This window comes from Mycobacterium sp. (assembly GCF_050701675.1).
In the GTDB taxonomy this organism is placed as follows: Bacteria; Actinomycetota; Actinomycetes; order Mycobacteriales; family Mycobacteriaceae; genus Mycobacterium.
Map to the genome: position 1 here is coordinate 1 of NZ_JBOGDD010000296.1, position 8253 is coordinate 8253.

General features: G+C 66.8%; 7 protein-coding genes and 1 pseudogene. 5 read left to right on the forward strand and 3 right to left on the reverse strand.

What is annotated here, in order from left to right:
• Together ACRDUX_RS08795 and ACRDUX_RS08800 are read left to right on the forward strand one after the other, a co-directional pair.
• Positions 1–659 (forward strand): serine hydrolase domain-containing protein (locus ACRDUX_RS08795; protein ID WP_526412985.1); only part of this gene is annotated, 659 nt, incomplete at its 5' end.
• Positions 656–1234 (forward strand): YbhB/YbcL family Raf kinase inhibitor-like protein, encoded by a 579-nt coding sequence (locus tag ACRDUX_RS08800; RefSeq protein ID WP_526412987.1) that lies wholly within the window; start codon positions 656–658, stop codon positions 1232–1234. The genes ACRDUX_RS08795 and ACRDUX_RS08800, both read left to right, overlap by 4 nt.
• Here the strand turns inward: ACRDUX_RS08800 and ACRDUX_RS08805 are convergent.
• Both ACRDUX_RS08805 and ACRDUX_RS08810 read right to left on the reverse strand, forming a co-directional pair.
• Positions 1231–3273 (reverse strand): NAD(+) synthase, encoded by a 2043-nt coding sequence (locus ACRDUX_RS08805; RefSeq protein WP_526412989.1) that lies wholly within the window; start codon positions 3271–3273, stop codon positions 1231–1233. The two genes, ACRDUX_RS08800 and ACRDUX_RS08805, sit on opposite strands and share 4 nt — an antisense overlap.
• A 113-nt stretch (positions 3274–3386) precedes the next feature.
• Positions 3387–3875 (reverse strand): MarR family winged helix-turn-helix transcriptional regulator, encoded by a 489-nt coding sequence (locus ACRDUX_RS08810; RefSeq protein ID WP_526412991.1) that lies wholly within the window; start codon positions 3873–3875, stop codon positions 3387–3389.
• 150 nt (positions 3876–4025) lie between these two features.
• On the opposite strand from ACRDUX_RS08810, the gene ACRDUX_RS08815 reads away from it, so the two are divergent.
• The 3 genes from ACRDUX_RS08815 to ACRDUX_RS08825 all read left to right on the forward strand — a co-directional run bounded on the left by ACRDUX_RS08815 (position 4026) and on the right by ACRDUX_RS08825 (position 7960).
• Complete coding sequence (locus ACRDUX_RS08815) at positions 4026–4970, forward strand: NADP-dependent oxidoreductase (RefSeq protein WP_526412993.1); 945 nt, start codon at positions 4026–4028, stop codon at positions 4968–4970.
• A gap of 215 nt (positions 4971–5185) precedes the next feature.
• Positions 5186–6430, forward strand: coding sequence for an aminotransferase class III-fold pyridoxal phosphate-dependent enzyme (locus ACRDUX_RS08820; RefSeq protein WP_526412995.1), 1245 nt, complete (start codon positions 5186–5188; stop codon positions 6428–6430).
• Between the two features lie 27 nt (positions 6431–6457).
• On the forward strand, positions 6458–7960 hold the full coding sequence (locus ACRDUX_RS08825) for an amino acid permease (protein WP_526412997.1): 1503 nt from the start codon (positions 6458–6460) through the stop codon (positions 7958–7960).
• Here ACRDUX_RS08825 and ACRDUX_RS08830 read toward each other — a convergent pair.
• Positions 7905–8253, reverse strand: a pseudogene (locus tag ACRDUX_RS08830) (hypothetical protein); the annotation flags it as partial. The gene ACRDUX_RS08825 and the pseudogene ACRDUX_RS08830 overlap by 56 nt on opposite strands.

An 8253-nucleotide genomic window follows, 5' to 3' on the forward strand; every position in this document is an offset into this window, starting at 1 on the left:
TGAAATACGAGACGCCGTTCGACGTGTTCACCAACACGGCCCCGGACTGGCCGGCCCGCGAAAGTTCGGTTCCCGGCGCGCGATTCCACTACAGCAATTGGGATTTCAACGTCCTCGGCGAGATCTACCAACGCGTGAGCGGTATCGCGCTATTCGTCGCGGTCGACCGTCTGCTCGCGCAGCCGCTGGGTTTTCGCGACTGGGATCCGCTGGTGCACGGTCGCCTCCGCTACGGCAGCGACCCGTTGGGCGCGACCACGAGGTACCCCAATTACGCCATGGCGCTGTCGCCACGAGACCTCGCCGCATTCGGGCAGCTGTATCTCGATGGCGGCGAATGGCAAGGCCAGCAGATCGTTCCGCTCGAGTGGGCTCGGCGAAGCACCCAACCGCTGATGCCCACCGGCCTGCCAGACCCATTCGGACATTACGGGTATCTGTGGTGGGTCCGCGGTGAGAACGACAGCTCGTCGCTCCCGGCAGGGAGCTTCTCTGCGCTGGGACTCGGCGGGCAAGCACTTTCCGTCATTCCATCTCACGGCCTGGTCATCGTCGCCATGTCCGACAACGGAAGGGGCGGCATCTCTCGGATGGCCATCCCCGACGCGGTCGTGAAAGCAGCATTGGAACTGGACGTGGTCGTGAGCCTCGAATCATGACCGGACCACGGGACCTGACCAGGGAGTTGGGGTCAACGATCGGCAGGCTGTTGCGCCGGCTGCGCGCCGACCCGGGACGCAGCCCCCTTGCAGGCCATCAGTTGGACGCCCCGGCCACCATCGTGGTCACCAGTTCGACCTTCCCCGACGGTGGCCCCATCGCCCGTCGCCATGCTGGCGAGGGCGTCGGCGACGACGTGTCCCCCGAACTGCGCTGGAGCGGGATCCCCGCCGGGGCCGCCGCGCTGGTCCTGCTCCTGGACGACGTCGACGTGCCCCTGCTCAGACCGCTGTTCCACAGCGTTGCCCTACTGGCGCCGAACGCCGGCGGGCTCGCTGAGGGCGAATTCGTCGCGGGCACACCGGGAGTCCGGATCGTGCCGACGATGCTGAGCAAGAACGGCTACGCGGGCCCCCGTCCGATACCCGGCCACGGTCCCCATCGCTACCGATTCCACGTGCTAGCCCTGGACCGGCCGGTGCCGGCCGACGCGACGTCGGTGAAGAAGGTGCTCGCCGCCGCGTCGGGACACGTCTTGGCCCGCGGCACCCTGACCGGAACCTACGAGCGTTAGGCCTCCGGGACTTCGCGGTCGATCTCGTCGAGCCACACCCGCGCCGACATGTCCGACGGCGCGCGCCAATCCCCCCGCGGCGACAGCGCACCGCCCGAGGACACCTTCGGTCCGTTGGGCAGCGCCGACCGCTTGAACTGGCTGAAGGAGTAGAACCGCTGCACGAAGACCCGTAGCCACTGCCGTATCTCCTTGAGCGGATACGCAGGTCGCTTGTCCAGCGGGTAGCCCGTTGGCCAATCTCCGCGCTGGGCGTCACTCCAGGCATGCCACGCGAGGAAGGCGACCTTAGAGGGGGCGAATCCGTAGCGCAGCACCTGGTAGAGCGAAAAGTCCTGCAGGACGTACGGTCCCACCTTGGCCTCGCTGCTCTGGATCTCCTCGTCCTCGCCGGTGGGCACGAGCTCCGGGGTGATCTCGGTCTCGAGCACCGACTGCAACACGGTGTTGACGTCGTCACCGAACTGGCCGGAGGAGATCACCCAGCGGATCAGGTGCTGGATCAGCGTCTTGGGCACTCCGCCGTTGACGTTGTAGTGCGACATCTGGTCACCGACGCCGTAGGTCGACCAGCCGAGCGCCAGCTCGGACAGGTCGCCGGTGCCGAGCACGATGCCGCCGCGCTGATTCGCCAACCGGAACAGGTAGTCGGTGCGCAAACCCGCCTGCACGTTCTCGAACGTGACGTCGTAGACCTTCTCGCCACGCGCGAACGGGTGATCCATCTCGGTGAGCATCAACGTCGCGGTGTCGCGGATGTCGATCTCGGTGAACGTCACTCCGAGAGTCTTGCCGAGCGCGACGGCATTGCCCTTGGTGCGGTCGCCGGTGGCGAAACCGGGCAGCGTGAACGCCAGGATGTCGCTGCGCGGACGGCCCTCCCGATCCATGGCGCGCGCCGCGACGATCAGCGCATGGGTCGAGTCGAGCCCACCCGACACACCGATCACGACCTTCGGGTAGTTCAGCGCCCGCAGCCGTTGTTCAAGGCCGGAGACCTGGATGTTGTAGGCCTCGTAGCAATCCTGTTGGAGCCGTTGCGGATCCGACGGGACGAACGGGAACCGCTCGATCGCACGGCGCAGCCCGATGTCGCCCTTCGGCGGGTCGACGGTGAACTCGACGCGGCGGAAGCGGTCGGTGAGGTCGTGGTGGTGGCGCCGGTTGTCGTCGAAGGTGCCCATGCGCAGGCGTTCGGCACGCAGCAGCTCGGTGTCCACGTCGGCCACCGACTTGCGTTCGCCCTTCGGGAACCGCTCCGATTCGGCGAGCAGCACACCGTTCTCGTAGATCATCGTCTGACCGTCCCAGGCCAGGTCGGTGGTCGACTCACCTTCACCGGCGGCGGCGTAGACGTACGCGGCCAGGCACCGCGACGAGGCCGAGCGCGCCAACAGCTTTCGGTCGTCGGCCCTGCCGATCGTGATGGGGCTACCGGACAGGTTCGCCAGCACGGTGGCTCCCGCGAGGGCGGCCTCGGCGCTGGGGGGTATCGGTACCCACATGTCCTCGCAGATCTCGACGTGCAGGACGAAGCCGGGCAGGTCGGTCGCGGTGAACAGGAGATCGGCTCCGAACGGCACGTCCCCGCCACCAAGGCGGATCACGCCGCCCTGGTCATCGCCCGGCGCCACCTGTCGCCGCTCGTAGAACTCGCGATAGGTCGGCAGGTAGGACTTGGGGGCGACGCCGAGCACCGTGCCGCGATGAATCACGACCGCGGTGTTGTAGATCCGATTCCGATGGCGCAGGGGGGCGCCGACGACCAGAACGGGAAGCAGCTCCACCGACGCGGCCACGATCTCGTCGACAGCTCCCTCGACGGCATCGAGAAGGGTGTCCTGCAGCAGGATGTCCTCGATCGAGTACCCGGACAGCGTCAGCTCGGGAAACACCGCCAGCGCGACGCCCTCGTCATGGCATTCGCGGGCCAGCCGCAGCACCGATTCGGCGTTTGCCCCCGGGTCGGCCAGCGTCGTGTAATGGGTGCACGCGGCCACCCGCACGAAGTCGTGCCGGTAGGCGCTGTAGAAGTCCACGGACTCATTGTTTCAGGTGGGCTGTTTCAGGTGGGTCGCAAAACGCCTGACGCGCGAGTCCGATTGATGGTCTCGGTGTCCACGCTGGATTTCTCACCCTTCGGCGGGGCCCATCACGCGTGCTGGTTACGCGGGGCGGCAGAGCGAGGTGGCCGGTCACGCATGTGGTCGCGGACGCGAATCATGAGGTCGCCGAGGGTGTCCACGTCCTGATCGGAAAGCGAGCCGTACAGGGACTCCCGTACGACCTGAATATGGCCGGGGAGCACCTTCGCCACGAGGGCGCGGCCCGCGGCGGTGATGTCGACGACCGTGGCGCGCTGGTCATCCGCACTGGCCTCACGGGTGACCAGGCCCTCCTTCTCGAGTAGACCGGCCTGGTGGGTGAGGCCGCTGCGGCTATAAACCACACCGTCGGCCAGGTCGGTCATGGTGAGTTGCCGCCCCTCGGCGGTAGCAAGCTTGGCCAAGATCTCGAACTGCACGTAGCTCAGAGCGCCCTCGGCCTGCAACTGCTGCCGCACCGCGTACTGCAGCAAGCTGGCCGCCTCCATCAAGGCAAAGTACGTCCGCATCTGCGGGGGCTGGAGGGGATCGGCCATGCCTCCATCGTAATGCTTCGATGTGGAAGCAAACTGCGCCGGCGACATGTGACCACCGTCACGTGCCATGGGGAAATTGCTTCACCATCGAAGCGGTTATGCGTCGGGTAACTGCTTCGACATCGAAGCAATCGATCAAGGAGGAAGATCATGAAGGCTCTCTTCTACCGTCAGTACGGCGGCAGCGAAGTCCTGGCGTACGACGAGGCCCCACGGCCGGTGCCAGGTCCGCGCCAGGTTCTGGTGAAGGTGGCCGCCACCTCGTTCAACCCCGTCGATGCGGGCATCCGCGGCGGCTACCTGTCGCAGGTGTACGACATCACCTTCCCGCACGTCCCTGGCATCGACGTCGCCGGCACGATCGCCGAAAGGGGTGAGGACGTGCAGGGCTGGAACGTCGGCGACACCGTCGTGGCGCTGCTGCCGCTCGATGCCGACGGCGCCGCCGCGGAGTACGCGCTTGCGCCGGCCGAGTCGCTGGCCGCCGCACCGTCGTCGGTGGCTCTGGCCGATGCGGCCGCCCTGCCTGAGGCCGGGTTGACGGCCTGGCAGTCCCTGTTCGAGATCGCCGGTTTGACCGCCGGGCAGTCAGTTCTGATCAACGGCGCCTCGGGCGCCGTCGGCGGCTACGCCATCCAGCTGGCCAAGCAAGCCGGAGCCGTCGTCACCGCGACCGCCAAGCCACGTGACGCCGACCGTCTGCGCGACTACGGCGCTGACCGGATCGTCGATTACGTCGACTACACGCACTCCCCGATCAACGTCGAGGGTGCCCCGTTCGACGTGGTGCTCAACCTGGTCAGCACCTCACCGGAGCAGACCGAGGCCCTCATCGGCGTCGTCGCCGACAGCGGCTTCCACGTCGGCACCATGACCTCGGGACCTGAGACTCCCGAGCGCCAGGTCCGCACGCAGCGGGTCTTCGTTCGCAGCGACGCCGGGCAGCTCGCCGGCCTCGTCAGCCGCGTCGACGACGGAGCCCTGCGCATCGACGTCGCCGACCGCCGCCCGCTCGCACAAGGCGCGGCCGTGCACGACGACTCCGACGCCGGGCGCCTGCACGGCAAGACCATCCTCTTCCCCACCGATCAGTAGCCCTCGGCCACAACCACATTCGTCGAAGACGAAACGGAAGAATCGACGTGAACCGCCTGGGCCGCCGGGCCACCCAGACATTGAGCCGGCGGCTGACCCACATTCACAACGTCAGCGTTGTGAATGTGGGCGTAACAGGTGTTTCCCAGGCGAGCCCCAGTGGCCAATCATGACCGACAGACCGGAACCCGTCCTACCCGAACAAGGAGCGAGACGTGACCTCAGTTGCCGCGGTCCAGAGCGCCGACGTCGACCTGACCCAACGCGCCGCCAAGGTCGTGCCCGGCGGAATGTACGGGCATCAGGCGACCCGCAACATGTCTGCGGCCTATCCACAGTTCTTCAGGGCCGGTGAGGGTGCGTTGATCACCGACGTCGACGGCAACGAGTACGTCGACCTCATGTCCAGCTGGGGACCCATCGTCCTCGGCCATCGCGACCCCGTCGTCAACCAGGCGGTACAGGCCCAGATGGAGTTGGGCGACTGCCTCGACGGGCCAGGGCCGGTGTTCGTGGACCTCGCCGAGACCCTCGTCGAGGCGATCAGCGACGCCGACTGGATCCTGTTCGGCAAGAACGGAACCGACGCCACCACCGCGTGCCTGACGATCGCCCGGGCGCATACGTCGAGGTCGGTGGTTCTGGTGGCACGCGGCGTCTATCACGGCGCGGCGCCATGGTGCACCCCCGTGCCAGCGGGAACGCTCGCCAGCGACCGGGCCGCGATGGGCTACTTCGACTACAACGACCCCGATGACTTCGACCGTGCCGTCGAGGCGGCCGGCGGCGATCTCGCCGGCGTCATGCTGACGCCGTTCCGGCACGTCGAAGGTGAGGACCAGGAGCTCGTCGACGTCGAGTTCGCCAGGCACGTCCGACGACGTTGCGACGAACTGGACGCGTTGCTGATCGTCGACGACGTCCGTTGCGGATTCCGTCTCGCCCACGGGGGCAGTTGGGAACCGATCGGGGTGCGTACCGACCTGAGCGCATGGAGCAAGGCGATCGCGAACGGCTATCCACTCGCTGCGGTGACCGGTAGCGAGTCGTTGCGCGACGCGGCGTCAACGGTGTTCCTCACCGGATCCTTCTGGATGAACTCGACACCCATGGCCGCGGCGCTCGCGACGATCCGCCGCCTCGGCGACATCGACGGACTGTCGTTGATGCAGCGTGCCGGTGCACGACTGCGGGCGGGCATCCTGGCGCAGGCTGCCGACAACCGGCTCACCATCGCCTACACCGGACCCGACGTCATGCCGTACCTGACCTTCGCCGGGGACGACGACCGTCTGCGGATGACGTGCTTCGCCGAGGCCGCGCTGGCTTCCGGTGTCTATCTCCATCCCAAACACAACTGGTTCATGTCCTGCGCGATGGACGACGCCGTCATCGACCGGGCGCTCCGCGGCACCGAGTTCGCCTTCGCCGCGGTGCGTAGGCACTTCGGCCCCAACTGACCCGCCGCACCGAATCGAGGAGCTCCCATGACGATCGACCGCCCGGCAGGCGAACGCAGAATGGCGCCACCTGCGCTCGACAACCCCCATGACGCGACGCTCGCGTCCTTCGGCTACACCCAGGAACTCAAGCGGACGCTGCGCTTCTTCTCGCTGTTCGCGATCTCGTTCTCCATCGTCTCCATCTCCACCGGAATCTTCCTGAACTACGGCTTCGCCATCAATCAGTTTGGCGGCGCGTCGATTTGGACGTGGCCGATCGCCGCGGCCGGTCAGATCGTCATGGCGCTGCTGATCGCGGAGTTGAGCACCAAGATTCCGCTGGCGGGCTACGCGTACCAGTGGGGCGCACGGCTGGTCGGATCAACCTACGGCTGGTACACGGGCTTCTTCGGCCTGCTGTACATGAGCATCACGGGCGGGGCGATCATCCTGTTGGGCGCCACCCCACTGCTGTTCGAGGCACTGGGCATCACCGCGCCGGACGGGGTTCTGCTCGGCGTCGCGATCGCGATCCTGCTGTTCACCGTGCTGATCAACATCGTCGGCGTGCAGTTGGCGGCGCGGGTCAACAACACCGCGGTGATCGCCGAGATCATCGGGACGGTGCTTCTGGCCGTCACCGTCATCGTCGCGTTCGGCCTGTATTCCGGCGGCGACGGTGGATCGGTCGCCAATCTCACCAACAGCACGGGAACCGCGGGCTCTGGCATCGGCCACTTCGTGCTGGCCGGCCTGCTCGGTATCTACACGATGGTCGGCTTCGAACTCTCGGCTGACCTGACGGAGGAGGCCGTCGACTCGCAGAAGGCCGTTCCGCGTGGGGTGTTGATGGGCGTCATCGGCTCGGCGGTGCTCGGCATGTTGGCTCTGATCTGCTTCACCGTCGCCATGCCGGATCTGGGTGCGGCACAGGCGTCGGACGCACCGATCGTAACGATCGCCGACTTCTACCTGCCGTCCGCGCTGGTGAAGGTGTTCATCGTGGTGGTGGCGTTCTCGATGATCGCACTCGTCATCGCCAACCAGGCCGCTCAGGCCCGGCTGATGTACTCGATGGGCCGCGACAACATGCTGCCGTTCTCGCGTCACTTCCGAATGGTTAACGCGCGCACCAAGACACCGATGCGCGCCCTCGTCGTGGGGGGCGTTGTGAGCGTCGGCTTCATGGTTTACGGCTTCCTGCAAACGGATTCGTTCACCACGCTGGTCGGTGCGACATCCATCGCGCCGTACCTCGTCTACCTACTGATCGTCGGGTCGTACATGCGTCGCCGCCCGACACTGGCGGCGGCCCCCGGCGCCTTCAACCTGGGTCGGTGGGGCGTCCCGCTGATGATCGTCGGACTGGTGTGGATCGTCACCGCGTTGTTGATCCTGACCATCCCCGCCGACTTCCACGGGGCGGTGAAGGTGGTGGCAGGCGCCACCGTCCTGGCGGTGCTGTGGCACGTGCTGGTGTTGAGGGGGCGCATCAAGCGCGGCGAGGCCGGCGTGGCGAAGTTCGAGGATTCGGTGCAGCGCACGTGAATTCCACTCCGCTGAAGGGGTTCTCGATGCCTTCGACCGTCGCGGTTTCGCGGTCCCTGACTTCTCGTGCCACCCGGTTGAAGGCGAGGGCGAGCGGCGAGACCCTGTCCCGTCGCCATGCGATGGCCAGCGCCGAACCGGGTACGTCGACGATCGGGATGTAGCGCACGCCGGAGTGCGGGATGTAGCGCATGATCGCCGCCGGGTTGACCGTGCAGGCCAGCCCGGCCGCGATCAGCTCGATCTCCTCGGTGTTGCTGGTGGTCGGCGTCAGCAGCGGCTCGATCATTCCG

What these genes read in the sequence shown, in the direction of transcription:
- ACRDUX_RS08815 (WP_526412993.1), top strand. Translation starts at nt 4,026, where the DNA reads ATGAAGGCTCTCTTCTACCGTCAGTACGGCGGCAGCGAAGTCCTGGCG.
- ACRDUX_RS08800 (WP_526412987.1), top strand. Translation starts at nt 656, where the DNA reads ATGACCGGACCACGGGACCTGACCAGGGAGTTGGGGTCAACGATCGGC.
- ACRDUX_RS08825 (WP_526412997.1), top strand. Translation starts at nt 6,458, where the DNA reads ATGACGATCGACCGCCCGGCAGGCGAACGCAGAATGGCGCCACCTGCG.
- ACRDUX_RS08810 (WP_526412991.1), bottom strand. Translation starts at nt 3,875, where the DNA reads ATGGCCGATCCCCTCCAGCCCCCGCAGATGCGGACGTACTTTGCCTTG.